Source organism: Pseudomonas sp. NFACC25, from assembly GCF_900100935.1.
In the GTDB taxonomy this organism is placed as follows: domain Bacteria; phylum Pseudomonadota; class Gammaproteobacteria; order Pseudomonadales; family Pseudomonadaceae; genus Aquipseudomonas; species Aquipseudomonas marginalis.
This window is the reverse complement of sequence record NZ_FMUC01000004.1, coordinates 41,795-68,792: the sequence shown is the minus strand read 5'-3', so window position 1 is coordinate 68,792 and position 26,998 is coordinate 41,795. Positions and strand designations below refer to the sequence as shown.

The 26,998-nt window shown below is 64.4% G+C and carries 18 protein-coding genes; 6 read left to right on the top strand and 12 right to left on the bottom strand.

What is annotated here, in order from left to right; translation table 11 throughout:
- Positions 1–108: 108 nt before the first annotated feature.
- Entirely contained in the window at positions 109–1,134 is a 1,026-nt protein-coding gene (gene sohB, locus BLQ09_RS11290) for a protease SohB (protein ID WP_027608646.1), read from the bottom strand.
- Positions 1,135–1,329: 195 nt separating this feature from the next.
- On the opposite strand from sohB, the gene BLQ09_RS11285 reads away from it, so the two are divergent.
- Both BLQ09_RS11285 and BLQ09_RS11280 read left to right on the top strand, forming a co-directional pair.
- Entirely contained in the window at positions 1,330–2,040 is a 711-nt protein-coding gene (locus BLQ09_RS11285) for a histidine phosphatase family protein (RefSeq protein WP_092356735.1), read from the top strand.
- Between the two features lie 56 nt (positions 2,041–2,096).
- Positions 2,097–2,411 carry an SCP2 sterol-binding domain-containing protein gene (locus BLQ09_RS11280; protein WP_065927178.1) on the top strand — a complete coding sequence of 105 codons (315 nt, stop codon included), beginning with the start codon at positions 2,097–2,099 and terminating at the stop codon, positions 2,409–2,411.
- A gap of 67 nt (positions 2,412–2,478) precedes the next feature.
- On the opposite strand, the gene BLQ09_RS11275 is transcribed toward BLQ09_RS11280, so the two are convergent.
- Entirely contained in the window at positions 2,479–5,154 is a 2,676-nt protein-coding gene (locus tag BLQ09_RS11275) for an MGH1-like glycoside hydrolase domain-containing protein (protein ID WP_092356732.1), read from the bottom strand.
- A 69-nt stretch (positions 5,155–5,223) separates the two neighbouring features.
- Positions 5,224–6,633, bottom strand: coding sequence for an OprD family outer membrane porin (locus tag BLQ09_RS11270; protein WP_092356729.1), 1,410 nt, complete (start codon positions 6,631–6,633; stop codon positions 5,224–5,226).
- Positions 6,634–6,921: 288 nt separating this feature from the next.
- Here BLQ09_RS11270 and BLQ09_RS11265 point away from each other — a divergent pair, with 288 nt between their 5' ends.
- Positions 6,922–8,298 carry a 2-oxoadipate dioxygenase/decarboxylase HglS gene (locus tag BLQ09_RS11265; RefSeq protein WP_092356726.1) on the top strand — a complete coding sequence of 459 codons (1,377 nt, stop codon included), beginning with the start codon at positions 6,922–6,924 and terminating at the stop codon, positions 8,296–8,298.
- 158 nt (positions 8,299–8,456) lie between these two features.
- Here the strand turns inward: BLQ09_RS11265 and BLQ09_RS11260 are convergent, their stop codons facing one another.
- Complete coding sequence (locus BLQ09_RS11260; RefSeq protein WP_027608652.1) at positions 8,457–8,681, bottom strand: DUF465 domain-containing protein; 225 nt, start codon at positions 8,679–8,681, stop codon at positions 8,457–8,459.
- A gap of 175 nt (positions 8,682–8,856) precedes the next feature.
- On the opposite strand from BLQ09_RS11260, the gene tkt reads away from it, so the two are divergent.
- Positions 8,857–10,914, top strand: a complete 2,058-nt coding sequence (gene tkt, locus BLQ09_RS11255; RefSeq protein ID WP_092356723.1) for a transketolase — start codon at positions 8,857–8,859, stop codon at positions 10,912–10,914.
- Positions 10,915–11,033: 119 nt separating this feature from the next.
- Here the strand turns inward: tkt and uvrA are convergent, their stop codons facing one another.
- The 7 genes from uvrA to BLQ09_RS11220 form a co-directional block, all read right to left on the bottom strand.
- Positions 11,034–13,553: an excinuclease ABC subunit UvrA gene (gene uvrA / locus BLQ09_RS11250; RefSeq protein ID WP_092356720.1), complete on the bottom strand. Its 2,520-nt coding sequence runs from the start codon at positions 13,551–13,553 to the stop codon at positions 11,034–11,036.
- Positions 13,550–15,262 carry an ATP-binding protein gene (locus BLQ09_RS11245; RefSeq protein ID WP_027608655.1) on the bottom strand — a complete coding sequence of 571 codons (1,713 nt, stop codon included), beginning with the start codon at positions 15,260–15,262 and terminating at the stop codon, positions 13,550–13,552. Before BLQ09_RS11245 ends, uvrA begins: the two co-directional genes overlap by 4 nt.
- Positions 15,263–15,371: 109 nt before the next feature.
- Positions 15,372–18,464 carry an error-prone DNA polymerase gene (locus tag BLQ09_RS11240; RefSeq protein ID WP_218190476.1) on the bottom strand — a complete coding sequence of 1,031 codons (3,093 nt, stop codon included), beginning with the start codon at positions 18,462–18,464 and terminating at the stop codon, positions 15,372–15,374.
- Positions 18,440–19,855, bottom strand: a complete 1,416-nt coding sequence (locus BLQ09_RS11235) for a Y-family DNA polymerase (protein WP_027608657.1) — start codon at positions 19,853–19,855, stop codon at positions 18,440–18,442. The genes BLQ09_RS11240 and BLQ09_RS11235 overlap by 25 nt, the downstream gene beginning before the upstream one ends.
- Before the next feature lie 7 nt (positions 19,856–19,862).
- Complete coding sequence (gene imuA / locus BLQ09_RS11230) at positions 19,863–20,477, bottom strand: translesion DNA synthesis-associated protein ImuA (RefSeq protein WP_027608658.1); 615 nt, start codon at positions 20,475–20,477, stop codon at positions 19,863–19,865.
- On the bottom strand, positions 20,477–21,094 hold the full coding sequence (gene lexA / locus BLQ09_RS11225; protein WP_027608659.1) for a transcriptional repressor LexA: 618 nt from the start codon (positions 21,092–21,094) through the stop codon (positions 20,477–20,479). Before lexA ends, imuA begins: the two co-directional genes overlap by 1 nt.
- Positions 21,095–21,186: 92 nt before the next feature.
- Entirely contained in the window at positions 21,187–22,095 is a 909-nt protein-coding gene (locus BLQ09_RS11220; RefSeq protein WP_027608660.1) for a LysR family transcriptional regulator, read from the bottom strand.
- 204 nt (positions 22,096–22,299) lie between these two features.
- On the opposite strand from BLQ09_RS11220, the gene BLQ09_RS11215 reads away from it, so the two are divergent.
- Both BLQ09_RS11215 and BLQ09_RS11210 read left to right on the top strand, forming a co-directional pair.
- The gene (locus BLQ09_RS11215) at positions 22,300–22,698 is read left to right on the top strand and encodes a helix-turn-helix domain-containing protein (protein WP_027608661.1); all 399 of its coding nucleotides are present in this window, start codon (positions 22,300–22,302) and stop codon (positions 22,696–22,698) included.
- Positions 22,699–22,756: 58 nt separating this feature from the next.
- A complete protein-coding gene (locus BLQ09_RS11210) occupies positions 22,757–25,519 on the top strand; it encodes an ATP-binding protein (RefSeq protein ID WP_027608662.1) in 2,763 nt (920 codons plus the stop codon).
- Here BLQ09_RS11210 and BLQ09_RS11205 read toward each other — a convergent pair.
- Positions 25,466–26,989 carry an ATP-binding protein gene (locus BLQ09_RS11205; protein ID WP_092356714.1) on the bottom strand — a complete coding sequence of 508 codons (1,524 nt, stop codon included), beginning with the start codon at positions 26,987–26,989 and terminating at the stop codon, positions 25,466–25,468. The genes BLQ09_RS11210 and BLQ09_RS11205 overlap by 54 nt on opposite strands.
- Positions 26,990–26,998 lie beyond the last annotated feature (9 nt).

The following is a 26,998-nucleotide window of genomic DNA, read 5'->3' as shown; positions in this document are numbered from 1 at the left end:
GATACCTATACCCCCTATGAGGGTGTGTCAGTAAATGCAACTGTGACTGACCCACCGCCATCGGGGGCAAGCCCCCTCCCACAGGTATTACCTATACCTCAAAGGGGCTTACCAGAAGCGTTGCTGGGTCAGGCGGCTCCACCAGGTCAGCAGCACCCGGTCTACCGAGCCGCTGGCCGCCAGGCCCACCCGTTCCTGCAGGCTTTTACGCTCGGCATAGTGCAGGTGGAACACTTCGGCGGTCTTGGCCTTGGTGGCCAGGTATTCGTCGCTGGTTTGCAGTTCGTCGACCAGTTGCTTATCCAGCGCGGCAACACCCAGCCACACCTCTCCGGTCGCTACGTCATCAATCGCCAGCTGTGGGCGATAACGCGAGACGAAGTTCTTGAACAACTGATGGGTGATGTCCAGGTCTTCCTGGAACTTCTCGCGGCCTTTCTCGGTGTTTTCGCCAAACACCGTGAGGGTGCGCTTGTACTCGCCGGCGGTCAGTACTTCAAAGTCGATGTCGTGCTTTTTCAGCAGGCGGTTGACGTTGGGCAACTGCGCCACCACGCCAATGGAGCCGAGGATGGCAAACGGTGCGCTGATGATCTTCTCGCCGATGCACGCCATCATGTAGCCGCCGCTGGCCGCGACCTTGTCGATGCACACGGTCAACGGCACGCCCGCCTGGCGGATACGCGCCAGTTGCGATGACGCCAGGCCGTAGCTGTGCACCATGCCGCCGCCGCTTTCCAGGCGCAGCACCACTTCGTCCTTGGGCGTGGCCAGGCTCAGCAGCGCGGTGATTTCATGGCGCAGGCTCTCGGTGGCCGAGGCCTTGATGTCACCGTCGAAATCCAGCACGAACACCCGTGGCTTGGCCTCGGGCTTCTTCTTGCCGTTCTTCTTTTCGGCTTTGCTTTCGGACTTGCGCAGGGCCTTGAGCTGCTCCTTGTCGAGCAGGCTCGACTCCAGGCGCTCACGCAGGCCCTTATAGAAGTCATTGAGCTTGCTGACCTGCAGTTGGCCGGCGGCTTTGCGACGCCCTTTGCTGCGCAGTGCCGCGAAGCTGATCAAGACCACCAGAATAGCGACCACCAGGGTGACGGTCTTCGCCAGAAAGCTCGCGTATTCAGCCAAAAAATCCATGTGTCTCCTTAACAATGCACGGCGCCAGGCGCGGATTGCCCAAGCATACCGACGGGATCGCCGGGCGGCCAGTGCTCAAACCGCCAGCAGGAACGCGCTCCAACGAGCTTTTAAAACAAGCGTATGTTTTTTCATTGACAGCACCCTGGCATCCTCATAACCTCGCCAGACTTTCAACGTACCGGGAAAACGGACGTGGGCAGCATCTATTTGATTCGACATGGCCAGGCCTCCTTCGGTGCAGACGACTATGACGTGCTGTCGCCCGTCGGCGTGGAACAAGCGCAAGTGCTCGGCCGCCACCTGGCGGATATGGGCCTGGTGTTCGACCGCTGCATCGCCGGCGACCTGCGCCGCCAGCAGCACACCGCCACTGCCGCCTTCGATCAATACAGCACCCTCGGCCTGCCCGTGCCAGCATTGGAAACCGACAGCGCCTTCAACGAATTCGACGCCGACGCGATCATCCGCGCCCTGCTCCCCGACCTGCTCGGCAGCGAACCCGACGCCCTGGACATCCTGCGCAACGCCGCGCAAAACCGCAGCGAGTTCCAGCGCATCTTCGCCCTGATCATCGAGCGCTGGCTGGCCGGCACCTATGACCCGCCGGGACTGGAAAGCTGGCTGGGCTTCGTGGAGCGCGTCCAGGGTGGCCTGCAACGCATTCTGGAAGCGGCGGACAACACGCAGAAGATCGCGGTGTTCACCTCCGGCGGCACCATCACCGCCCTGCTCCACCTGATTACCCGGATGCCTGCCGCCCAGGCCTTCGAACTGAACTGGCAAATTGTTAACACCTCGCTCAACCAGCTGAAATTCCGCGGTCGCGAGGTGGCACTGGCTTCCTTCAACAGTCACACCCACTTGCAACTGTTGAAGGCGCCGCAACTCATCACCTTCCGATGAAGTGCGGCCAACCGTGACCCCAAGGTCACTGGACTCACCATAAAAGGATCGAAACCATGACTGACGTAGCTAAAGCCGTAGAAGCAATGAAAGCCAAATTCAACCCAAGCGCTGCCGAAGGCTTGGACCTGGTGTTCGGTTTCCGTATCGACGACACCAAGAACTTTTCCCTGGTGGTCAAAGACAAGACCTGTGAACTGCTGGAAGGCGAAAACCCGGACGCCCAAGTGACCCTGGTCATGGACAGCGAGACCCTTGAGGGCATCGTCGACGGTTCCACAGACGGCATGCAGGCCTTCATGGGCGGCAAGCTGCGCACCGAAGGCGACATGATGCTGGCCATGAAGCTGAGCGAACTGTTCCCTTCCTGATTCACGGGCAACCCTGAATCCCTGTGGGAGGGGGCTTGCTCCCGATGGCGGTTTGTCAGTCGCGTCATCAGTTGACTGATCCACCGCTATCGGGGGCGAGCCCCCTCCCACATTTGGGCTGTAGCAGCAACGCCACCAGCGCACTCCATCCGGTCTGGTGCGAAGCCCCCAACCCCCGCCCCGTCTCGCCATGGAAATACTCATGGAACAACACCAGGTCACGACTGGCCGGGTCCGCCTCCAACTGCGCATACCCCGCCATCGACGGTCGTGAACCGTTTTCATCCCGCAGAAACAGGCGGGTCAAGCGCTGGCTGAGGCTGTCGGCCACGTCCTCCAGGGATGCCAGATACCCGCTGCCCGTGGGGTATTCCACCGAGAAGTTGTCCGCGTAGTAGCGGTGAAATTCCCGCAGCGATTCGATCAGCATGTAGTTCACCGGCATCCACAAGGGCCCGCGCCAATTGGAGTTGCCGCCGTACAGGCGCGAGTCGGATTCACCCGGCTGGTAACGGGCGCACAGGGTGTCGCCATTCATCTTCAGCGCCAGTGGCTGCTCGGCAAACGCCTTGGACAGGGAACGCACGCCAAAGGCCGAGAGGAATTCGTCGTCATCGAGCATGCGCCGCAGCAAATCCTTGGTGCGCTCGCCACGCAACAGCGCCAGCAACAGGCGATTGCCCTGACCCGGTTCGTTCCAGCGCGACACCAGTTTGGCCAGGTCCGGCCGGTGGTGCATGAAACCCAACAGCCGTTCACGCAACCCTTCCAGCCCCTCGTGTTCGCGCTGCTCCAGCACCAGCACGGCAAACAACGGCATCAGGCCGACAATGGAGCGCAGGCGCACCGGCTCGTTCTGGCCGTCGGGACGGTGCAGTACGTCGTAGAAGAACAGGTCCTGCTCGTCCCACAGGCCTTCGGCGCTGTCATCGACGCGGTTGATGGCGCCGGCGATGTACAGGAAGTGCTCGAAAAACTTCACCGCGATATCGACATACACGACATTGCGCTTGGCCAACTCCAGGCCGATACGCATCAAGTCCAGCGCATACGCCGCCACCCAGGCGGTGCCGTCGGCCTGATCGAGCTGATACCCCGGCGGCAACGCGGCCGAGCGGTCGAACAAGGCGATATTGTCCAGCCCCAGGAAGCCGCCCTGGAACAGGTTGCGACCCTCGGCGTCCTTGCGGTTGACCCACCAGGAAAAATTCAGCAGCAGCTTGTGGAAGATCCGCTCGAGGAAATCCAGGTCGCCCACACCGGTCAGCGCCTTGTCCTGCTGGTACACGCGCCAGCTGGCCCAGGCATGCACCGGTGGGTTGGCGTCGTCGAAGCGCCATTCATAGGCGGGCAGTTGGCCGTTGGGGTGCATGAAGCGGTCCTTCACCAGCAACAACAGCTGTTGCTTGGCATACCCCGGATCGATCAGGGCAAACGCCACCGCCTGGAAGCCCTGGTCCCAGGAGGCGTACCACGGGTATTCCCAGGTGTCGGGCATGGACAGGATGTCGAAGTTGGACAGGTGCCGCCAATGGGTATTGCGGATATGCAGGCGCTCGGGCGGTGGCGCGGGCTGGGCCGGGTCGCCGTCGAGCCACCGGTTCACATCGAAATAGTAGAGCTGCTTGGACCACAGCAAGCCAGCCAGGGCCTGGCGCTGCACGTTGCGCGCGTCGTCATCGACGAGGCCTTGCTGCAAGGCGGCGTAGAAGTCATCGGCTTCCTGGCGACGCTGCTCAAACAGTTTGCGCGCGTTGACCTCCGGCGCGTCCACGGGTGCAAGGCGCAGGTAAAGGCTTTTGCTTTGCAGGCCCGCCAGCTCAAGGATAAAGCGTGCGGCCACCTTGGTACCGGTGTCGCGGCGAATCGCAGCGTCCAGCCCTTCAACCACATAATCGTTGATCCCGTCCTTGAACGGCCCCGGCGCCGGTTGCCCGCCCAGTCGCGGGAAGTTGCTCTCGTTTTCACAGAACAGCCATTCCACACTCTCCTGCCCCCAGGCGCTGAGGCGCAGATCGGGCAGTGCATGATGACGGGCCAGCACGTGTTCGCCGTCCAGCCTCAACTGCGGCTTGGGCGCATCCGAGGTCCAGCTCCAGTCATTGCGCGCCCACAGCTGCGGCAGCACCTGCAGGCGCGTCGGCTGCTGCGAACGGTTGTGCACGGTGACGCGCATGAAAATATCGTCAGGCTGGTGCTTGGCGTATTCGACGCTGACGTCGCAGTAATGGTTGTCTTCGAACACACCGGTATCGAGGATCTCGTACTCGGCATCGGCCAGACCACGCCGGGCGTTCTCCGCAATCAGGTCGGCGTAGGGAAAGGCGGCATGGGGGTATTTGTAGAGCATGCGCATATAGGCATGGCTGGGCACACCGTCGACGAAAAAGTACAACTCCTTGACGTCTTCACCGTGGTTGCCCTCGGCGTTATTCAGGCCGAACAGGCGTTCCTTGAGGATCGCGTCGCGCTCGTTCCACAGGGCCAGGCCCAGGCACCAGCGTTGCGCCTTGTCGCTGAAACCGGCCAGGCCATCCTCGCCCCAGCGGTAGGCGCGGCTGCGCGCATGTTCATGGGGGAAGTAAGCCCAGGCATCGCCGTCGGCGCTGTAGTCTTCGCGCACCGTGCCCCATTGGCGTTCGCTCAGGTAGGGGCCCCACTCGCGCCAACGCTCGGCTTCCGGCGTCGCCAGGCGTTGGCCTTCAATCGTGTCCAGTATTCGGGTGTCGGGTGTGGCCGTCATCGGGTCCTCCATCGCCTACCAGGTGAGGAGCAGTGTAGAGCCCAATGACGCCCGGGTGCACATGAAGACTTAGAAGATGGCGTAGGTGTAGTTGAAGATCAGGCGGGTCTGGTCCTGGTCGGCGGTGCCGGTGTTTTTGCCGTGATAGGTGCCGGTACGCAAGGTGGTACCGAAGCCTTTCAGAGGACCGGCCTGCACCACGTAGTCCAGGCGGAAGTCGGTTTCGTTTTCTTTCTGGTCAGGGCCACCGGCGACCTTCGACTTGATATCCGTACCGTCCAGGTAGGCCACGGACGCTTTCAGGCCCGGCACGTAGGCCTTGAAGTCATACGCATACTGCCCGAAGTTGACCTGCTCGCCCGCTCGGGAGAACTGGCCCACCACCGCATCGGTGAACAGGTAGAAGTCGCTGCCGCCGGCACCTTGGGCGTGGGGATCGGCAAGGCTGCCCTGGTTGACCCAGACAAAACCACCATCGTCACCCACGCCAATGTGGCCGAGCATCAGGCTGCTGCCGCCCAGTTGGTAGGTGAACGCGGCACTGTAGGTTTTGTTGTCCACTTCGTTGGCGTGCTTGGCGTAGCCGCCGTTGTTGTTGAACTGGTAGCCACTCTCGCCATTCTTGCCGTCGCTGCTGCTGTCGAAGTAACGCAGGTCGGTCTTGAACGACTGGTCGTTGCCCAGGGGCAGCACGTGGACCAGGCCGACGTAGTTCTGTTTGTAGAAGTCCTGCAACTGGGCGTAGTAGTACTGCAACGTCAGGTTTTTTGCGATGGTGTTGTCGGACGAACCAAACGGCTTGTAGTCCACCCCACCGAACTTGAAGCTGTCGCTGTCGCGCGTACCGCCGGCCACGCTCAAGCCCGTGGAGTTGCTGGAGGCACGGCCTTCGGCGCGGTTCAGCTCGCCGCCGGTGAAGGTGACGTTGGGAATATCGTTGGAGGTGAGGATGCCGCCGTCAAAGGTTTGCGGCGCCACGCGGCTGTCGTTGGAGACCAGGATCGGCAACACCGGCGCCAGGCCACCACCGACATGCAACTCGGTCTGGGAAATGCGGAACTTCACGTTGCCGGCCGCGCGACCGAAGGAGTCGGCCGGCTCGGTGCCGTTGTTTTTGGTTGGGAAGAAGCTGTTGCCATTACCCGCCAGGCCCGGGCCCGCAGTGTGACCATCGCCACCGTCCAGGCGCAGGGCGCCGAAGGCCATCACGTCGAAACCCAGGCCAACGGTGCCTTGGGTGAAGCCGGATTTGTAGTCGAAACGCAGTGCGGTAGCAGCTTCGCGCAAGTCGTTATTGGTCCCCGAGCGGTTATCTGCGCTGTAGTACATGGTCCGCGAACTGACGGACGCATGGCTGTCTTCGAGAAAGCCGCTGTGGCCATTGCCCGTGCCCAGCGCGCCGAGCCCGAAGTCATCAGCGTAAGCCTGTTGTGCAAGAACGGCGGCGGTGATCGACAGCGCCAGTGTAGAAATTTTCATTAACTGCGGCCCCTGAATGTTTTTTTATCGTGTTTGGCGTGCAAACCCACTGTCGGCTCTGCAAACGTGACGATTCTTTCATGCCGGCCAGGGCGGACCTCGTGAAGCTTTCTTTAGAAAAGGGCCTGGAAAATGAAATTTCCCTGCCGCCGTTTTTTGTCATATTCACGTCATTTCATTCATTTGCAGAATGAAGTCCAGAGGATTCTTCGTTTGCACGCCCGCCCACAGCCCAACAAAATCCAGGTATCGGCCGCTCCCATCAGCATCGTGATCAGGAATTTTTCTATGCACAGCACCGCACATGTCAGCCCCGACGAGATCCGCAAGGGCTTTTCCAAGGCCATGTCCGACATGTACCGAGATGAAGTTCCGCTGTATGGCGCACTGATGGAGCTGGTCGCCGCCACCAACGCCCGCGTACTCGCCAGCGAACCGGACCTGGCGCAACAGCTGCAACGCACCGGTGAGATCCAGCGCCTGGACATGGAACGCCATGGCGCCATCCGTCTCGGCACCGCGGCGGAACTGGCGACCATCGGCCGCCTGTTCGCGGTGATGGGCATGCAGCCGGTGGGTTACTACGACCTGACCCCCGCCGGCGTGCCGGTGCATTCCACGGCGTTCCGCGCCGTGCACGAAAGCGCGCTGCAGACCAGCCCGTTTCGCGTGTTTACCTCGCTGCTACGCCTGGAGCTGATCGAAAACCCCGAGCTGCGCAGGTTTGCCGAAACCGCCCTGGCCAAGCGCTCGATCTTCACTCCCCGCGCCCTGGCGCTGATCGAGCAAGCGGAGAAGGACGGTGGCCTCAACCCTGCGGATGCCGATGAGTTTGTGCGCCAGGCCCTGGAAACCTTCCGCTGGCACCACACCGCGACCGTGACCGCCGCGCAGTACCAGCAACTCAGCGACCAGCACCGCCTGATCGCCGACGTGGTGGCCTTCAAGGGCCCGCACATCAACCACCTGACCCCGCGCACCCTGGACATCGACCAGGTCCAGGCCGCCATGCCCGGCAAGGGCATCACCCCCAAGGCCGTGATCGAAGGCCCGCCCCGCCGCCAGTGCCCGATCCTGCTGCGCCAGACCAGCTTCAAGGCCCTCGACGAACCCATCGCCTTCACCGATGCCCAGGGCAGCCACAGCGCGCGTTTCGGCGAAATCGAACAGCGTGGCGTGGCGCTGACGCCCAAGGGCCGCGCGCTGTACGACCAACTGCTGAATGCCGCGCGCGACGAACTGGGTGCCTTCCCCAACGAGGGCAACGCCGCGCGCTACATGCAGTTGATGGAGCAGCACTTCCAGGCCTTCCCGGATAACCACGGGCAGATGCGTGAGCAGGATCTGGCCTACTTCCGCTACTTCGCCACGGAGAAAGGCCTGGCGGCACGCGGCCAGGCCGATCAACCGCGCACACTGGAGGCACTGGTCGCCACCGGCCATGTGGCTGTCGAACCCTTGGTGTATGAGGATTTCCTGCCGGTGAGTGCGGCGGGGATTTTCCAGTCGAACCTGGGGGATGGGGCGCAGAGTCACTACGCGGCCAATTCGAACCAGGCCGCATTCGAGAAGGCCCTGGGGCGCACGACTGTCGATGAATTGAAGGTGTATGGCGAGACGCAGCAGCGCTCCATAGATGAATGCACTCGGGCACTGCTGGTGTAGAAACGGAAAGTGCCCACCCGGCTCACCGGCGCAATCCTTGCGCCGCAACAGTCCCCAGAGCCGGGAGGGCGAGCGGGATCATAGGCAGGCGGCGCAGAGATGTCTTTCAGGCAATTCTGAAAAAATCTGCGCCCGCTATGGCAGGCGCAGTGTTGCGCTTAACCCAATCGCCCCACAATCTCGTCTTTGACCAACAGGCGTTTCTTCTTCAGCTTCTCCACCTCCTCATCGCTGGCCTTGGCCGATTCCGCCTTCAGCACCTCCCCATCGGCCGCATCGTATTGAGTGAACAGCGAGTCCAGGCGTTTGTCGTTCGCCCTGCGTTCGTGAACGGCTTCCTTGCTCAACCCCAAATCCTGATACAGGTCGTGTTTCACTGGCATGGCGTACCTCCGCAAGTTGATCAATGGCTTACCCCCTTGAAGCTAGCCCATTCCAGCCGGTCTTGTCATGTTCAGGGTCAATCCATCCCCGTTCGTCGCGGCGCGGGCAATGGGATCAAACCTTTGCCACACCCCGCCCTCCACTGTAAATCGCCACCCGAGGGAGAACGGTTTCATGACTCATGCTGCCACCGCTGTCGACACCCAATGCATCAACACCCTGCGCACCCTGGCCATGGACGCCGTGCAGAAGGCCAACTCCGGCCACCCCGGCACGCCCATGGGCCTGGCACCGGTGGGGTATACGCTGTGGAGCCGCTTCCTGCGTTACCACCCCGAGCATCCCGACTGGCCCAACCGTGACCGCTTTGTGTTGTCGGTGGGGCATGCGTCGATGCTGCTGTATTCGCTGCTGCACCTGGCCGGTGTGGTCGAGATCGATGCCCACGGCAAACGTTCGGGGCAACCGGCGATCAGCCTGGACGATATCAAGCAGTTCCGCCAGATGAGCTCCAAGACCCCCGGCCACCCCGAGTACCGCATGACCACCGGTGTGGAAACCACCACCGGGCCGCTGGGCCAGGGCTGCGCCAACAGCGTCGGCATGGCCATGGCCCAGCGCTGGCTGGGCAAGCGTTTCAACCGCGACGGCCAGGTGCTGTTCGACTACAACGTCTACACCCTGTGCGGCGACGGCGACATGATGGAGGGCATCAGCAGCGAAGCCGCGTCCATGGCCGGGCACCTGAAGCTGGATAACCTGTGCTGGATCTACGACAACAACACCATCAGCATTGAAGGCCACACCGAGCTGGCCTTCAGCGAAGACGTGATCAAGCGCTTCCAGGCCTATGGCTGGCACACCGTGCACGTCACCGATGCGAATGACTTGCAGGCCTTGAGCGAGGCGCTGAACACCTTCAAGGGCAACACCGGCGCGCCGACCCTGATCGTGGTCGACAGCGTGATCGGCTACGGTTCGCCACACAAACACAACACCGCCGCCGCCCATGGCGAGCCCTTGGGCGATGAAGAGATCCGCCTGACCAAGGCTGCGTATGGCTGGCCGCAGGATTCCAGCTTCCTGGTCCCCGACGAGGCCCGCACGGTGTTGCGTGACGCCCTGCTGGAGCGCAGCCAGCCGTTATATGACGCCTGGCAGCATAGCCTGGCGCAGCTGCAGCAGCACGAGCCGCAACTGGCCGAAGAGCTGCGCCGCATGCGTGCCGGCGAAATGCCGGAGCATTGGCAGGATGACCTGCCCGGTTTCGACCCCGACGCCAAGGGCGTGGCCAGCCGTGCCGCCGGTGGCGAAGTACTGAATGCCTTTGCCCGGCAGATCCCGTGGCTGCTCGGCGGCTCGGCGGACCTGTCGCCCTCGACCAAGACCAACCTCACCTTCGACGGTGCCGGGCGTTTCAGCGCCGACGACTACAGCGGGCGCAACCTGCACTTCGGCATCCGCGAACACGCCATGGGCGCGATTGCCAACGGCATGGCGTTGTCCTACCTGCGGCCGTACACCTCGACATTCCTGGTGTTCAGCGACTACATGAAGCCGCCGATCCGCCTGGCCGCGATCATGGAGCTGCCGGTGGTGTTCGTGTTTACCCATGACTCGATTGGCGTGGGCGAAGATGGGCCGACCCACCAGCCCATCGAACACCTGACCCAACTGCGCGCCACGCCGGGGTTGCTGACCCTGCGCCCCGGCGACGCGAATGAAACCCTGGAAGTGTGGAAGGTCGCGCTGGCGCAGACCCACCGGCCAAGTTGCGTGATACTGTCCCGCCAGCCACTGCCGACGCTGGATCGTACGAAATACGCGGCGGCATCGGGGGCGGCCAAGGGCGCCTATGTACTGGCGAGGGCGGATGATCCTCAGGTGATTCTGCTGGCGAGCGGCAGTGAAGTCAGCCTGGCGGTGGCTGCGTATGAGCAGTTGAAAAGCGCAGGGATTGCCGCGCAGGTGGTTTCAATGCCCAGCTGGGAACTGTTCGAAGACCAGGACCAGGCCTACCGCGACAGCGTGTTGCCGCCGGCAGTGAAGGCCCGGGTAGTGGTGGAACAGGCCGGGCCACTGGGCTGGGACCGCTATGTCGGCCAGACCGGCGCCAAGGTGGTGATGAACAGCTTCGGCGCGTCGGCGCCGTTGGCGAAGTTGCAGGAGCAGTTCGGGTTTACGGTTGAGAATGTGGTGAAGCAGGCCAGGGCACAGATCAACCTGACCTAACGCTGAGCAAAATGTGGGAGGGGGCTTGCCCCCGATGGCGGTGGCTCAGTCAAATTATTAGCGACTGACACTCCCTCATCGGGAGCAAGCCCCCTCCCACATTTGGACAACATCGCTAGTCAGAGCAGCTCTCGGGCCAGGAATGGCGCGGTGCGGCTGGTTTTGTTTTTGGCCACCTTCTGCGGCGTCCCACTGGCAACCACCTTGCCGCCCAGGTCCCCGGCTCCCGGTCCGATGTCGATCACCCAGTCACTCTGGGCCACCACGCGCATTTCATGTTCCACCACGACCACCGTATGCCCCCCATCCACCAGTTGATTGAGCTGACTGAGCAGGCGGTCGACATCCCGTGGATGCAGCCCGGTGGTGGGTTCGTCCAGCACATACAACGTCGCGCCACGGGCATTGCGTTGCAGCTCGGTGGCCAGTTTGATGCGTTGCGCTTCGCCGCCGGACAGTTCCGTCGCCGGCTGCCCAAGGCGCAGGTAACCCAGGCCGATATCCCGCAGCACGTGCAGTGAACGCAGTACCCCAGGTTGTTCGGCGAACACCTCCACCGCTTGTTCCACGGTCAGCCCCAGCACCTGGGCGATGCTCAGGCCTTGCCATTTGACGGCCAGGGTTTCAGGGTTGTAGCGCGCGCCGTGGCAGGTCGGGCACGGTGCGTAGACGCTGGGCATGAACAGCAATTCGACGCTGACAAAGCCCTCGCCTTCGCAGTTCGGGCAACGGCCCTTGGCGACGTTGAAGGAGAACTGCCCGGCGTCGTAATCGCGCTTCTTCGCCGCTGGCGTGGCGGCGAACAACTTGCGCACGTTGTCGAACAAACCGGTGTAGGTCGCCAGGTTGGAACGCGGGGTGCGGCCGATGGGTTTCTGGTCCACCTGCACCAGGCGGCGGATGTGCTCCAGGCCGGCACTGATGCGCCCGCCGCTGATTTGCGGGGCGTCGTCTTCCAGGCTCGGCTCTTCGTCGTTTTCCACCCGGCTGCCGAGGCCGCTGCCCACCAGTTCCAGCAGCGCCTGGCTGACCAGGCTGGACTTGCCCGAGCCGGAAATACCGGTGACCGCCGTAAAGCAGCCCAACGGGACATCCACGCTCAGGTCCTTGAGGTTATTGCGCGTCACGCCTTCCAGGCTCAGCCAGCCGCTGGGTTCACGGCGCGCCGGGTTCCCAGGGCGCTTGTCGGCGAACAGATAGGCCCGGGTCTGCGACGCCTCAACGTCCGCCAGACCGGCCGGTGGCCCGCTGTACAGCACGTGCCCGCCATGCTCGCCGGCGGCCGGGCCCACATCGATCAACCAGTCGGCGCGGCGCATGGTTTCCAGGTCATGTTCCACCACAAACAACGAATTGCCCGCCGCTTTCAAACGTTCGAGCGCGGAGAACAACGCTTCGCCATCCGCCGGGTGCAGGCCTGCCGAAGGTTCATCCAGCACATAGATCACCCCGAACAATTGCGAACCCAATTGCGTGGCCAAGCGCAGGCGCTGCAACTCCCCGGACGACAGGGTCGGCGTGCTGCGCTCCAGGGACAGATAGCCCAACCCCAATTCGATCAAGGTACTGACCCGCTCCAGCAGATCCTCGGCAATACGCTGGGCCGCCAGGCGTTTTTCCACCGACAGCTTCATCTTGTCCTGCCCCGCCGCCACCGGCCGCAACAACGCGGCCAATTGCGTCAATGACAGTTGCGACAACTCGCCAATGTCCACCCCGGCAAACTTCACCGACAGCGCCGCCCGGGTCAGCCGCTTGCCCTCGCACAACGGGCAGGCGCTGCCCTGCATGAACTGCGACACGCGCTTCTTCATCAGCGCGCTTTGGGTGTGGGTGAAGGTGTGCAAAATGTAGCGCCGCGCGCCGCTGAACGTGCCCTGGTAGCTTGGCTCCAGCTTGCGTTTCAGTGCATCGCGGGTTTGCGCCGGGGTGAAACCGGCATACACCGGTACGGTGGGGGTTTCTTCGGTGAACAGGATCCAGTCGCGCTGCTTTTTCGGCAGGTCGCGCCAGGGAACATCCACGTCATAGCCCAGGGTCACGAGAATGTCGCGCAGGTTCTGGCCCTGCCACGCCAGGGGCCAGGACGCCACCGCGCGCTGACGGATGGTCAGGGACGGATCGGGCACCATCAGCGCCTCGGTCACTTCATACACACGGCCCAGGCCATGGCATTGCGGGCACGCGCCCTGGGGCAGGTTCGGCGAAAAGTCCTCGGCATACAGCATCGCCTGTCCCGGCGGGTAGCTGCCGGCACGCGAATACAGCATGCGGATCAGGCTCGACAGGGTGGTCACACTGCCCACTGAGGAACGCGCACTCGGCGTGCCGCGCTGCTGCTGCAACGCCACGGCGGGCGGCAGGCCTTCGATGCTGTCCACATCGGGCACGCCGACCTGATCGATCAGGCGCCGTGCATAGGGCGCCACCGATTCGAAATAGCGGCGCTGGGCCTCGGCATACACCGTGGAAAACGCCAGGGACGATTTGCCCGAACCGGAGACGCCGGTAAACACCACCAGGGCATCCCGGGGAATGTCCACGTCGACGTTCTTCAGGTTGTGTTCGCGGGCGCCGCGCACCTTTACGAATCCAAGGTGCTGGGCAGTGATCGGAGGCATGTTGCGCTGTGACGTCATGAACAACCTTGTCTGGCGGTGAGCACGCTGCGCAGCCGTTGCGTCAGGGCCTCGGGGCTGTAGGGTTTGCTCAGCAAATGAATATCAGCGCTGAGCAGGTGATTGCTGGAGAGGATGTCGCGGGTGTGCCCCGAGGTGAACAGCACCGCCACCGGCGGCGTCTGGACGCGGGCCCACTCGGCCAGGTCGGTGCTTTTGATACGGCCGGGCATCACCACATCGGTGAAGATCAGGTCGGGCCGCACGCCGTCCTGCAAGGCTTGCATCGCGCGGTCGCCGTCTTCGGCGGTCAACACCGTGTAGCCTGCCTGTTCGAGCAGGTCCACCACGGTCACCCGCACATCCTCGTTGTCCTCCACCACCAGGATGGTCTCCTGGCCCATGTCGTGGGACACGGGTTCTGGGTGAGTCTCCTGGACTTCTTCGCCCAGGCTGCGCGGAAAGTACATTTGCACCACGGTGCCCTTGCCCTCCTCGCTCCACACGTCCACATGCCCACCGCTTTGGCGGACAAAACCAAACACCATGCTCAAGCCAAGGCCGGTACCGTGGCCATCGCGCTTGGTGGTGAAAAACGGCTCGAACACCCGCGACAGGATCGCCGCCGGCATGCCCACGCCAATGTCGGTGACGGCCAGGCGCACATACTCGCCTGGCTTGATGCTTTTGCCACGGCAATCCTTGGGGTTGAGGATGATGTTTTCACCGGTGATGCGAATCACGCCTTCGCCTTTCATGGCGTCGCGGGCGTTGATCGCCAGGTTGAGCAGCGCATTTTCCAACTGGTTGCGATCGACGTTGATGCACCAGGAATCCTGGGGCAGCTGCACGTCGATATGGATGGTTTCACCCAACGCACGTTGCAGCAGTTCGCCCAGCCCGGCGTAGATGCGCTGCGGGTTGTACACGGCCGGTGACAACGGTTGGCGCCGGGCAAAGGCAAGCAGTTGCGAGGACAGTTTGGCGCCCCGCTCCACCGCGGCAATGGCCGCCGTGACCCGCCGCTGCACCTGGGCATTCTCCGGTTCATGGCGAGCCAGCAGGTGCAGGTTGCCGGCGATCACTTGCAACAGGTTATTGAAGTCATGGGCCACGCCACCGGTCAGGCCACCAATGGCTTCGAGCTTTTGCGACTGGCGCAGTTGGTCTTCGGCGGCGGAACGCGCCTGGACTTCGGCGGCCACCCGTTGCTCCAGGTTATGGGTCAATTCCTGGCGCACACGTTCGGAATGCACATGGGCGGTGGTCTCCACCACAATCGCCAGCACACCGGCCGGTTGCTGGTTATCCCCGGCGACGGGGCTGTAATAGAGATCCAGCCACACCGTTTCCGGCTGGCCGTTGCGCAGCAGCACCAGGTCTTTGTTGTTGAACGACAAGGTGCCGCCGGCCAGGCAGGTGTCCACCACATGGCGGTTGAAGTCGGCGACTTCCGGCCAGCCCAGCTCCACCGGCGTGCCGAGCAAATAAGGATGGCGGCCGCCGGCAAACACCGAATAGCTGTCGTTGTAGATCATGTACCCCGCCGGCCCCCAGAGCATCACCATGGGCACGGGGGATGCCAGCATCATCTGCACGGTACAGGCGAGGCTGGTGGACCAGCGGTCAAGGGGTCCCAGGTCGGTGGTGGACCAGTCAAATGCGCGAATGCGCTGGGCCATTTCGCCGGCCCAACCTTCACAGCCGTGGGGGTCGGATAAGAATTGCATCGTTCGGCTCTGCGCAGAGAAAGGACGGTCGCAAAATTTGGAGCGTATCAAGGGGCGATGGTTTCATTTTCTATAAATTAGGGGCTAATCACCGCCAGCGCTACCCGCCTCAGTGAAAATCCCGGCTGCGCACCGTGATGCCGTCCAGCAGCGGCGTCAGGTCGGTCAGGCGCCCGGCGATCAGGTGCCGCACCTCGCCCACCGCCTCCCAACGCCCGTCCACCTTGAGCAACCGCGACCCCACCAGGGCCTGGCGCTGGTGTTCGGCCAGGTCGCGCCAGACCACCACGTTGAGGTTACCGAATTCATCTTCGAGGGTGACAAAGGTCACGCCACTGGCCGTGCCGGGGCGCTGGCGACCGGTGACCAGCCCGGCGACGCTGACAGTGCGCCCATGCTCCACCGCCTGCAGTTCATTCGAGCTGCGGCAACGCCGTTTACGCAGCTCGGCGCGCAGCAGCGCCAATGGGTGCGGGCCAAGGGTGGTGCCAAGCAGGGCGTAGTCGGCGTGCAGATCCTCACCCACCGTCGGTTTCGGCAGTTCCACCCGCGCCTCATCGGGGCTGGGCAGGCCGGCGAACAAGCCAAGCTGCTTATGCACCCCTGCCACGGCCCAGCGCGCCGTATGCCGGTTGCCGGCCAGGGCACGCAAGGCCCCGGCATCCGCCAACAATGCCTGGGTGCGCGCATCCAGCCCGGCGCGGGCGTCCAGATCGGCAATATCCCTGAACGCCCGGCGCTGACGTGCGGCTTCGATACGCCGCCCATCCTCTTCGCGAAACCCCGAGATCATGCGCAACCCCATGCGAATCGCCGGCTGCTGGCCATCGATGGGCTCCAGGCTGCAGTCCCAGTCGCTGGCCTGCACATCCACCGGGCGGATCTGCAAGCGATGGCGCCGCGCATCCTGCAGGATCTGGTCCGGGCTGTAGAACCCCATGGGCCAGCTGTTGATCAACGCACAGGCGAAGGCCGCCGGTTCATGGCACTTGAGCCAGCAACTGGCGTAGGTCAGCAAGGCAAAACTGGCGGCGTGGGACTCGGGGAAACCATAGCTGCCGAAGCCCTTGATCTGTTCGAAGATCTGCGCGGCAAAAGCCTCGGTGTAGCCGTTTTTCAACATGCCGGTGCGCAGGCGTGCTTGATGCGGCTCCAGGCCACCGTGGCGTTTCCAGGCGGCCATGGAACGGCGCAACTGGTCGGCCTCGCCGGGGCTGTAGTCGGCGGCGACCATGGCGATCTGCATCACCTGTTCCTGGAACAGCGGGATGCCCAGGGTGCGCTCCAACACGGTTTCCAACTCCGGCGACGGGTAAGTCGTGGGTTCTTCCTTGTTCCGTCGGCGCAGGTACGGATGCACCATACCACCCTGGATCGGCCCGGGGCGCACAATGGCCACCTCGATCACCAGGTCGTAGAATGTTTGCGGCCGCAACCTGGGCAACATCGACATCTGCGCCCGCGACTCGATCTGGAACACGCCAATGGTGTCGGCCTTGCTGATCATCGCGTAGGTGGCCTGGTCTTCCTGGGGGATCGTCGCTAGCGACAGGTCACGGCCACGATGGCGGCGCAGCAGATCGAAACAGCGACGGATCGCGCTGAGCATGCCCAGGGCGAGAATATCCACCTTGAGCAGGCCGACCGCATCGAGGTCATCCTTGTCCCACTGGATGATGGTGCGCTCAGCCATGGCGGCGTTTTCCACCGGCACCAGGGTATCCAGCGGATATTCGGAAATCACGAAGCCCCCGGGGTGCTGGGACAGGTGCCGGGGAAAACCGATCAGTTGCTGGGTGAGCGTCAGCACACGGCGCAGGATCGGGCTGTCCGGGTCGAAGCCGCCTTCGCGCAGGCGTTCCAGGGGCGGCGCATCGTCACTCCAGCGCCCGCAGCATTCGGCCAGCGCGTTGATCTGGTCCGGCGGCAAGCCGAGGGCCTTGGCCACATCGCGCACTGCGCCGGCGGCGTGGTAACTGCTGACCACCGCCGTCAGCGCCGCGCGGGTACGGCCATAGCGCTGGAACACGTACTGCAGCACTTCTTCGCGACGTTCGTGCTCGAAGTCGACGTCGATGTCCGGCGGCTCGTTGCGCTCCTCTGACAGGAAGCGCTCGAACAACGTACTCGTCAGGCTCGGGTCGATCTCGGTGATGCCCAGGGCAAAACACACCGCCGAGTTGGCTGCCGAACCCCGGCCCTGGCACAGGATCGACCGGCTGCGGGCGAAGCGCACGATGTCGTGCACCGTGAGGAAGTAGCTTTCGTAACCCAGTTTGCTGATCAGTGTCAGCTCGTGATGGATCTGCTGCAACGTCTTGGCGTCGACCCCGTGGGGCCAGCGCCGGGCGATGCCTTCATCGGTGACGGCGCGCAACCAGGATTCGGCATCATGACCCTCGGGCACCAATTCGCGCGGGTAGTGGTAGCGCAACTGGCTAAGGTCGAAGCTGCAACGCTGGGTGATGGCCAGGGTTTCGTCGAGCAGCGCTTGCGGGTACAGCGTGGCCAGGGCGTCGAGGCTGCGCAGATGCCGCTCGCCATTGGGGTGCAGGCGCGTGCCGGCGTCGGCCACCGGCACGTGATGACGGATCGCGGTCATGGTGTCTTGCAGGGCGCGGCGGCCACGGGCATGCATATGCACATCGCCGCAGGCCACCGCCGGAATCTGCAGGCTGGCGGCCAGGTGCAGGCGTTGCTCCAGATGCCGCGCATCGTCCTGGCCGCAGTGCAGGTGCACCGCCAGCCACAGGCGTTCGGCGAAGGTACGGCGCAGCCAGTGGATCGAGGCCTGGGTGTCGCTGTCTTCGGCGACCCACAGCGCCAGCAGGCCGGGCAACGGCTGCTCGAAGTCTTCCAGCAGCAGGCGGTAGCGACCTTTTTCAGCCCGGCGTCGGGCCACGGTGATCAAGCGGCACAGGTGCTGGTAGCCGCTGAGGTCCTGTACCAGCAGCACCAGTTTCGGGCCGTTTTCGATGCGCACTTCGCTGCCGATAATCAGCGGCAAGCCCACCGCCTTCGCCGCCTGCCAGGCCCGCACGATGCCCGATAAGGTGCATTCATCGGTGATCGCCAGGGCGCTGTAGCCCTGGCGCTTGGCCCGCTCGAACAACTCCAGGGCGCTGGAGGCACCGCGTTGGAAGCTGAAGTTGGACAGGCAGTGCAGCTCGGCATAACTCATGCGAACCAGCCCTGCAGCCACAGCCCATCGCTTTGCCCCACGCAGCGATAGGCCCAGCCTTGCTGGCCGGCGCGGGTCTGGATCAGGTAGTAGTCGCGGCGAATATCAGCACCGTCCCACCAGCCGGATTCGATGCGCTCCGGGCCCATGAGGATCTGCACGCCCTGCTCGGCCAGCAAGGTCGGTTCGTCAAGCAACCAGCCGGGACGCCGCACCTTGCTCAAGGTGGCGCACGGGCTTTTATCCGCCGCCATTTGCCAGGCGCATTCGGGGCGATGGTCGGCATGGAAGCGCAGGCCTTGCACCGCCTCATCCCCCAGGCGTGCACGCAGGCGTTCGCGCAATTGTTCCCACGGCAGGGTCTGTTGCGGGCGATCGTCGAACAGGTCCTGGCGTTGCGGCACGAACACCGGCAGGTCCTGGGCCACCAGGCGAAAACCACGCACCGGCGAGGTGACTTGCACGTGCTCCAGGCGCCCACGGGCCAGTTCGAACAGCATCGCCGGCTCACGCTCGGCGCTCAGCAGGCCGACCTTGATCACACTGTCCGGTGCATCGGCATGTTCCAGGTGCAGGTCGAAACGCTGCACGCCACTGTCCCGGCCGCAGAGGAACGCCGAGAGGTCGCCGGTCAGACGGCGCAGGGGGAATAACAAGGCCTGGTGGGATTGCACATCGAAATTCAGCTCGATGCGCACATCGAACTGGTCCGGCGGCTGATAGAACGCCAGGGCCAACGGCCGTTGTCCGGTCAAGACATCGAGGTGCTTGAGCAGGCTGGCGTCAAAGCGCCGCGCCAGGGTGTGCCGGGGCAACGCCTGCACCTGGGCCAGGGTACGCAGGCCCATGCGCGACAACGCGGTGGCCGCTTGCGGGTCGAGGCCGGCGCGGTCGATGGGCAGTGGCGCCAGGGCCTGGAGCAACGCATCCTCATCGGCCACGGCCAGGCCATCGTAGAGATTGGCCAGCACCCGCGCCGCCGCCGGGTTGGGGGCGGCGACGATACGGTGACGAAAGCCCAGCTCGCTCAGTTCCTGGCGCAGGCGTGCCTCGAACCGAGGCCAGGGCCCGAACAGGCCCAGGCTCGATTCGATCTCGAACAGCAAGGCACGCGGGTAATACACACTGACCTGGGAGCTGAAGCGGTAGGCCCAGGCGGCGAGGAACTGCTGCCAGCGCTCGATCTCCACGGGGTCGTATTCGGCACAGGCAAAGGTCTTGGCCAGGGCATGGGCGGCCGTCAGCGATTGCCCCGGGCGCAGGCCCAATGCGCGGGCGGCGTCATTGACAGTTTGCAGCACGCGCCGCTGCGGCGTGCCGGCCAGCAGCGCCAGGGGTTGGTCGGGCTCGGGGTGCAGGCGCTGCACCCCGTCCAGCGCCAATTGCGGGAAGACAATACACACCCAGCGCATGGCAACCTCAGTGCCCCGCCAGTGCAATCGGCGCCGGATGAGCCAAGCCACCCCGGCACTTGAGCACCCGCACCCGGGCAGGTTTGGCCTCGACGGCCAGGCGCAGGGCGGCGGGCGAAGGGTTGATCGCTTCACTCAAGGCGCGCCAGGCAAACGCCAGGGTCTGCCCGGTTTCCGCAGCCACCTGCAAGCGACGCAAGGCGCGGTCATCCGCCTTGTGCGGCCAGCACAGCACCGCGCCGCAACTGCCGGAGCGCAGGCATTGTTCCACCGCCCACAGCACATCGCGCGCCTCGGCCTGGACCACCGACAGCTGGCGCAAATCCACCCCGGCGTTCTGCCACGCGTGGGGGTACGGGGTGTAGGGCGGCGCCACCAGCACAATGCGCTCCCCCGCCGCCGATAATCGCGCCAGGGTCGGCAGCACCAGTTGCAGTTCGCCGATACCGTCCCTGGCCATCAGGATTTCGCTCAAGGCCGACTCCGGCCAGCCGCCCGTGGGCAGCACCGCATCCAGCGCCGCCAGCCCCGTAGGCTGCACGCTGGCCGGAGGCGCGACAGGCCGGCCTTTCCAGACGCGGCCGCCATTGAACAGCGTATCCAGTGCAACCACGGCGCCCATCAGCCTTGCCTCACCAGGCCGCAGAACACCCCTTCGATGGCCAGGTCCTGGTCGGGGCCGACCACGATAGGTTCGTATGCGGGGTTACGCGGCAGCAGACGCACACGCTCGCCACTGCGCTCGAAACGCTTGATGGTGACTTCACCGTCCAGGCGCGCCACCACAATCTGCCCGTTCACCGCTTCGGCACTGCGGCGCACGCCCACCAGGTCGCCGTCGAGGATGCCGTCCTCGATCATCGAGTCGCCTTGCACCCGCAACAGATAATCCGGGGTTTTCGCGAAAGTGGCGGGGTCGAGTTGCAGGCGGCTGTGCACGTCGGCATCCGCGCCGATGGGCCGGCCGGCCGCCACTCGGCCGAGCACCGGGACATCCAGCCACTCCGGGCGCGGGGGCTGGTTGAGCAAACGAATGCCGCGCGCCTGGTTGGGGTTGACCTCGATGAAACCGGCTTCGGCCAGGGCCACGACGTGCTTGCGTGCGACGCTGCGGGAGGCAAAGCCGAACGCCTCGGCGATCTCGGCGAGGCTGGGGGGTTGGCCTTGCTGCGCGATACGGTCGCGGATGAAGGTCAGGATGGCGGTGCGGCGGGGGGTCAGGGTCGTCATGGAGTACATTTGTACTCCTCTGGGAAATTTCTTACAAGAGCCGGTAGTCGGGGTTGGGGGGTATGCAGATCAAACCGGGGGAGGCCCAGAAGCCGCCAAGCTCATCCCCCTCCCGCCATATGCTGCGCAATCCTGCCCCTCAACCACCGCTCCGCCGGGTCATTGTCATGCACACCACTCCACACCATCGACAACTCCGCCGCGTCGATCGCAAACGGCGGATCCTCTGCCCGCAGCGCCGTGCCCTCGGTCAACGCACACGCCGCATAGTCGGGCACCGTGGCAATAATCTGCGTACCAGCCAGCAGCGCCCGCAAGCCACTGAACTGCGGTACCGCCAGCACCACCCGCCGGGCACGGCCGATACGGGCCAGGTCCAGGTCGATATTGCCGCTCAAGTCCCCCGAGAACGACACCATCGCATGGGGCCGTGCGCAATAGTCGTCGAGGGTCAGCGGTTCGACGCCGTCATCCCCGCGCAGCACCTTGCAGGGAATGTCCCGCAGTTTCCTGCGCTTGGCATTCGCCGGCAGTTCAGTGGTGTAGCTCACGCCCACCGAGATCTCGCCACTGGCCAGCAATGCGGACATCAGCAGGTAATTGGCGCGGCGTACCACCACGATAATGCCCGGGGCTTCTTCGCGCAGTTGGCTGAGCAACGGCGGGAACAGGCCGAACTCGGCGTCGTCGGACAGGCCGATGCGGAACACCGCACAGCTGGTGGAAGGGTCGAAATCCTTGGCGCGGCTGACTGCGCCTGAAATGGTGTCCATGGCCGGTTGCAGCTCCTTGAGTATCGCCACGGCGCGTGGCGTGGGCTCCATGCCCCGGCCGTTGCGCAGCAACAACGGGTCGTCGAACAAATCTCGCAGCCGGCCCAATGCCGCACTCACCGCCGGTTGGCCCATGAAGAGCTTTTCGGCGACCCGGGTCAGGTTCTTCTCGAACATCAGCGCTTCGAAAATCACCAACAGGTTCATGTCGACGCGGCGCAGGTCATTGCGGTTCATGGCGGTATCCAAACGGTTAGCAGGCTCCCAGCTAAGCAGACAGGACACTGCCTGGATTGCATGCCTGTGCTGTCTTTTCCGCGACCGAACCTGGCGAAATTAACAACGATTAACTCGCCAGCCAGCCGGCGGGGCGCCAAAAATGAGCCGGTCTACACTGCATCCATTCACCGGGAACGCTCCCATCGACTGCGGATATCCGTCATGGCCCGACCTGCGTATTGTGCTCCTCGCTTATCCGCCACCGGCGGCCTGTGCCCCCGGCGCGAACGAATCGCCAAGCAATTGATCCTCGCCAACCTCGGTGAAAGCCTGGCGATTGCCGACCTGGCCCAGGCCTGCGCCCTGTCGCGCAGCCATTTTTCCCGCGCGTTCAAGTGCACCACCGGGCTGTCGCCCCAGGAATGGATACGCCAGCAACGCATCCAGCGGGCCAAGGAGTTGATCACCGGTTCCTCCTTGAGCCTCACGCAAATCAGCCTGGAGTGCGGCTTTTGCGACCAGGCGCATTTCTGCCATATGTTCACGCGCAGCGAGGGCGTCAACCCGATGACCTGGCGAAATCACCAACTGCGTCACAAGCCTCGGGAGATCGCTGCCTAGTGGTCGGCACGCACTTGGAATATGCTGGCCGCTTACTTTTCCCAGAGCATGGCCACCCATGAGTGACCCACGCGACCAGGCCGTGCATTTCGGTCCTTACCGTGTCCACCCGCGCCAGCGCCTGGTGCTGGAGGCTGGTCGCCCATTGCGCTTGGGACGGCGGGCCGTGGACATCCTGCTGATCCTGCTGGAGCAGGCCGGCACAGTGGTGAGCAAGCAGGAACTGATCGCCCGGGTCTGGCCCAAGAGCGTGGTGGAAGACGGCAACCTGCGGGTGCACATGGCGGCGCTGCGCAAGGCCCTGGGCGATGGCCAGGCCGGGCAGCGCTATATCGTTACGGTGGCCCAGCGCGGCTACAGTTTTGTGGCGCCACTGAGCATCGAGCCGATGAGCCTACCGACCGAAGGCGCCCCCCAACGCCCGAGCCACAACCTGCCGCTGCGACGCACGCGCATGCTTGGCCGCCAGGCCCTGATCGACAGCCTGGTACAGCAGCTGCCCGAGAAACGCTTTATCACCCTGACCGGCGCCGGCGGCATCGGCAAGACCACCGTTGCCTTGCGCGTGGCGGAATTGTTGATCGGACATTACCGCGACGGTATTCGCCTGCTGGACCTGGCGCCCCTCAGCGCGCCGTCGATGATCCTGCCCAATCTCGCCGCGCTCCTCGACCTCACCCACACCGAGCATGAACCGTTGCCCGTGTTTGCGCGCCGCCTGCAGGAGCACCAGTTGCTGCTGGTGATCGACAACTGCGAACACCTGCTGGACGACATCGCGCTGATCAGCGAGGCCCTGCTGCGCCACGCGCCCCAATTGCACATCCTCGCCACCAGCCGCGAGGCCTTGCGCGCCGAGGGCGAGTCGGTGCAGCGCCTGGAACCCCTGGCCTGCCCGCCCGCCACCGGTAACCGCGCCCAGGCCCTGGGTTATCCGGCCCTGCAACTGCTGATCGAGCGGGCCATGTCCCATCAGGACAGCTTCGAACTGAGCGAAGCCGAACTGCCCCTGGCCATTGATATCTGCCAACGCCTGGACGGCATCCCCCTGGCAATCGAGTTGGTGGCCGCGCAGATCGAGCGCTTCGGCCTGCCCGGCCTGCTGGTGCAGATGGAAGACAACTTCCGCCTGCTCACCCGTGGCCGACGCAGCGCCCTGCCCCGCCATCAAACCCTGCGTGCCACCCTGGACTGGAGCTTCGAATTGCTCACCGGCTGCGAGCAGATCTGCCTGCGTCGCCTGGCGGTGTTCCGAGGTGGTTTCAGCCTGGCCAGTGCGGCGGCGGTGATCGCCGGGCAACAGGTTGCACCGGCCGAGGTGCTGGGTTCGATCACCCAGCTGGTGGCGAAATCCCTGCTCACGGTGGAAGCCGGGGATGACGAGGTGGTCTACCGCCTGCTGGACATCACCCGCACCTATGCCCTGGAAAAACTCAGCGTCGCCAATGAACTCGACGCCACCCGTGAACACCACGCCAAGCGCTGCCTGGTGCTGATGAACCAGGCGCAGGACGATTGGGAACAGACCGCCACCCAAACCTGGATCGACCGCTATGCGCCGCTGCGCGAAGACATTCGTGCCGCCCTCGACTGGGGCCTGGGCGACCAGGGCGTGCACCTGCTGGGTATTCGTCTCACCGTCAGCGCCATGCCGTTGTGGCAGGAGCTGTCGCTGCTGCGCGAACACGGACTGTACGTGGGCAAGGCCCTGGCGCGGCTGGGGCAATCGAGCACGCCGAGCCCGCACTTGAACATGGCCTTGCAGTTGGCCTTCGGCAGTTTTTCCTACCACACCCAGGGCGGTACGCCGCAGACCATCGAAGCCTTTGCCCATGCACGGCGCCTGGCCGAAGCCGACAGCAACCTGGTTGGCCAACTGCGCGCGGTGTCGGGGCAAATGGCGGTCAGCCTGTGTGGCGGCAACTACCGCGAGGCCCTGGAACAAAGCCTGCATTTCGACCGGTTGGGGCCGCAGGCCGAACCGTTGCTGGCCCTCAGCGCCCAACGCCTGAGGGTGCTGGCGCAGCACTTCGCCGGCAATCAGGTACTGGCGCAGCAGAATGCCGAACAGGTGATCCAGCGCATGGCCCAGAGCGGCCATCTCAACCGGTTTACCCACGGCTTTGGCGTGCAGTACGACCAGAGCGTGGCCTCGTTGACCATCCTCGCGCGCATCCTGTGGCTGCGCGGTTTTCCCGAACGTGCGTGGCGCACCGCCAGCCAGGCGCTGGAGCTGGCGTTGCAGATCAACCACGGCACGTCGATTTGCTACACCCTGGCCCTGGCCGGGGTGGTCATCGCCCACTGCAACGGCGACACCCTCGCGGCCCGCGACCGCTTGGACCTCCTCCTGCAACAGGCGCAAAAGCATTCGGTGCAGTTGTTCCACACCTGGGCGCAATGCTACGAAGGCACGGCGCAGATCGCCGATATGCAGGGATTGGGGCTGGTCGCAGACATCCTGGTGACCTTCAACGCCCGAGCCGTGGATGAAGCCTTGTTCGAACGCGCCCGGAGCGGTGCGGCCGGCTGGTGCAGCCCGGAAATCCTGCGCGTGCGCGCCGAGGCCATGCCCGATCCCCAAGGGGCTGAGGCGCTGCTGCTCGAAGCCCTGGAGTTGGCACACCAGCAAGGCGCGCTGGCCTGGGAGCTGCGCTGTGCGGACTCCTTGGCGCGGCGGTGGCAACAGCAGGGTCGTGTGCAGGCCGCCCGCGACCTGCTGGGTTCGGTCTACGCGCGATTCAGCGAAGGCTTCGCCACCCAGGACCTAGTCCGCGTACGCCGCCTGCTCGACGAGTTGCAGGACAAACGGCCGGCCTGAGAACGCTCCCAGGTAATGCCCATAGCCCTGCTGCAAACGCGCCACCTGCTGCGGGTTGCGCAGGAGTGCCAGGCCATAGCTGCGCGTGCTGTTGAGCAGACGATAGCGCGGATAACCCGGACCGGGTTCGAGGCTCAGCAGCGAGGTGCCGACCAGCCGCCCGAGCAGGTACGACAAATCGGCGTGTTCCAGCTCGGTGCCGGCCACCAGCTTACCCAGGGTGGGCAAGGTCACGGCCATCTTGAACAGGCTCAGTTGCAGGAACAGCCAGCGCTCCGGCAGGCTCAGGCGCTCGTAGGTCCAGTCCAGGGCGGCGGTCAGGGATTGGTGGCGCTCCACCGCTGTGCGGCGGCCCCGGGTCAGTACCTGCACTCCACTGTGCAACTGCGCCTGTAGACCGCGCACGCCCAGCGCATCCACTTGGGCCGCCGCCAGTTCAAGGGCCAGGGGAATACCGTCGAGGCGCCGGCAGATGTCCCGCAATGGCGCCAGGTCCTGTCGGCGCAACACAAAGCCCTGTTGGCCGGCACACGCCCGGGCGACGAACAGTTGCACGGCGGGGAACGCCATCGCCTGTTCAACACTGCCCAGCGCCGACGGCGCCGGCACGCCCAGCGGGGGCACGCGCAGCACCCATTCGCCTGGGGCCTGCAACGCTTCGCGACTGCTGACCAGCACGCTGACCTGGGGCGCATTTTCGCGCAGCGTCCGTAAAAGATGTCGACAGGCTCCGAGCAGCAGGTCGGCGCCGTCGAGTACCAGCAGCAATTGCCGGGAGACCAGTTGGCGGCACAACTGCGTGACACTGCCGCCGGGTTCCAGGTGCAGGATCGTGGCCAGGTGGCGCAGCATCATCAGCGGCGCCTCCACCGTGGCCAGGTCGACCCACCACACACCGTCGCGGTAGCGCGGCAACACGCGCTCGGCCAGGGCCAGGGCCAAGGTGCTCTTGCCCACGCCGGCGCACCCGGTGAGGGTCATCAGGCGCTGCCCGGACACCCGCCGCACCAGCACGCCCAGCAGTTCATCGCGACCGATCAGCGGGCTGAGCCGGGGGGCAAGGTTATGCCGGGGCAGCACCGCGGCAGCCGCGACCCGCACGGGGGCGGCGAAGCAGTAACCGCGCTGGGGGTCGTTGATAATCAAGCGTTGCCCGTCAAGGGCACGGCGCAGTGCGGCGATGTGCACCCGCAGGTTGTTCTCTTCCACCACGCTGCACGGCCAGACCCGCTCGATCAGGGTGGCCTTGCTGATAAATTGCCCTGGCGACTCCAGCAGCACCGCCAGAATATCCAAAGCCCGCCCGCCCAACGGCACCGGCCAACCCGCCTTGCTCACCAGCCGCTGCTGCCGATGAAAGGCATAGTCACCGAAGCGCACCGTACTATCCGCGTCAATCGCCTGAGGCATATTCATGTCTGCAATCGCGCTGAAAGGCCCGATCTTGGGCTTCCGCGCATCCTTTTCCATGGGCTCGAC

Excerpts from the sequence above, each read along its gene's own strand:
- sohB (WP_027608646.1), bottom strand. The coding sequence starts at position 1,134 with ATGGATTTTTTGGCTGAATACGCGAGCTTTCTGGCGAAGACCGTCACC.
- BLQ09_RS11280 (WP_065927178.1), top strand. The coding sequence starts at position 2,097 with ATGACTGACGTAGCTAAAGCCGTAGAAGCAATGAAAGCCAAATTCAAC.
- BLQ09_RS11275 (WP_092356732.1), bottom strand. The coding sequence starts at position 5,154 with ATGACGGCCACACCCGACACCCGAATACTGGACACGATTGAAGGCCAA.
- BLQ09_RS11270 (WP_092356729.1), bottom strand. The coding sequence starts at position 6,633 with ATGAAAATTTCTACACTGGCGCTGTCGATCACCGCCGCCGTTCTTGCA.
- BLQ09_RS11265 (WP_092356726.1), top strand. The coding sequence starts at position 6,922 with ATGCACAGCACCGCACATGTCAGCCCCGACGAGATCCGCAAGGGCTTT.
- BLQ09_RS11260 (WP_027608652.1), bottom strand. The coding sequence starts at position 8,681 with ATGCCAGTGAAACACGACCTGTATCAGGATTTGGGGTTGAGCAAGGAA.
- tkt (WP_092356723.1), top strand. The coding sequence starts at position 8,857 with ATGACTCATGCTGCCACCGCTGTCGACACCCAATGCATCAACACCCTG.
- uvrA (WP_092356720.1), bottom strand. The coding sequence starts at position 13,553 with ATGACGTCACAGCGCAACATGCCTCCGATCACTGCCCAGCACCTTGGA.
- BLQ09_RS11245 (WP_027608655.1), bottom strand. The coding sequence starts at position 15,262 with ATGCAATTCTTATCCGACCCCCACGGCTGTGAAGGTTGGGCCGGCGAA.
- BLQ09_RS11235 (WP_027608657.1), bottom strand. The coding sequence starts at position 19,855 with ATGCGCTGGGTGTGTATTGTCTTCCCGCAATTGGCGCTGGACGGGGTG.
- imuA (WP_027608658.1), bottom strand. The coding sequence starts at position 20,477 with ATGGGCGCCGTGGTTGCACTGGATACGCTGTTCAATGGCGGCCGCGTC.
- lexA (WP_027608659.1), bottom strand. The coding sequence starts at position 21,094 with ATGTACTCCATGACGACCCTGACCCCCCGCCGCACCGCCATCCTGACC.
- BLQ09_RS11220 (WP_027608660.1), bottom strand. The coding sequence starts at position 22,095 with ATGAACCGCAATGACCTGCGCCGCGTCGACATGAACCTGTTGGTGATT.
- BLQ09_RS11215 (WP_027608661.1), top strand. The coding sequence starts at position 22,300 with ATGGCCCGACCTGCGTATTGTGCTCCTCGCTTATCCGCCACCGGCGGC.
- BLQ09_RS11210 (WP_027608662.1), top strand. The coding sequence starts at position 22,757 with ATGAGTGACCCACGCGACCAGGCCGTGCATTTCGGTCCTTACCGTGTC.
- BLQ09_RS11205 (WP_092356714.1), bottom strand. The coding sequence starts at position 26,989 with ATGGAAAAGGATGCGCGGAAGCCCAAGATCGGGCCTTTCAGCGCGATT.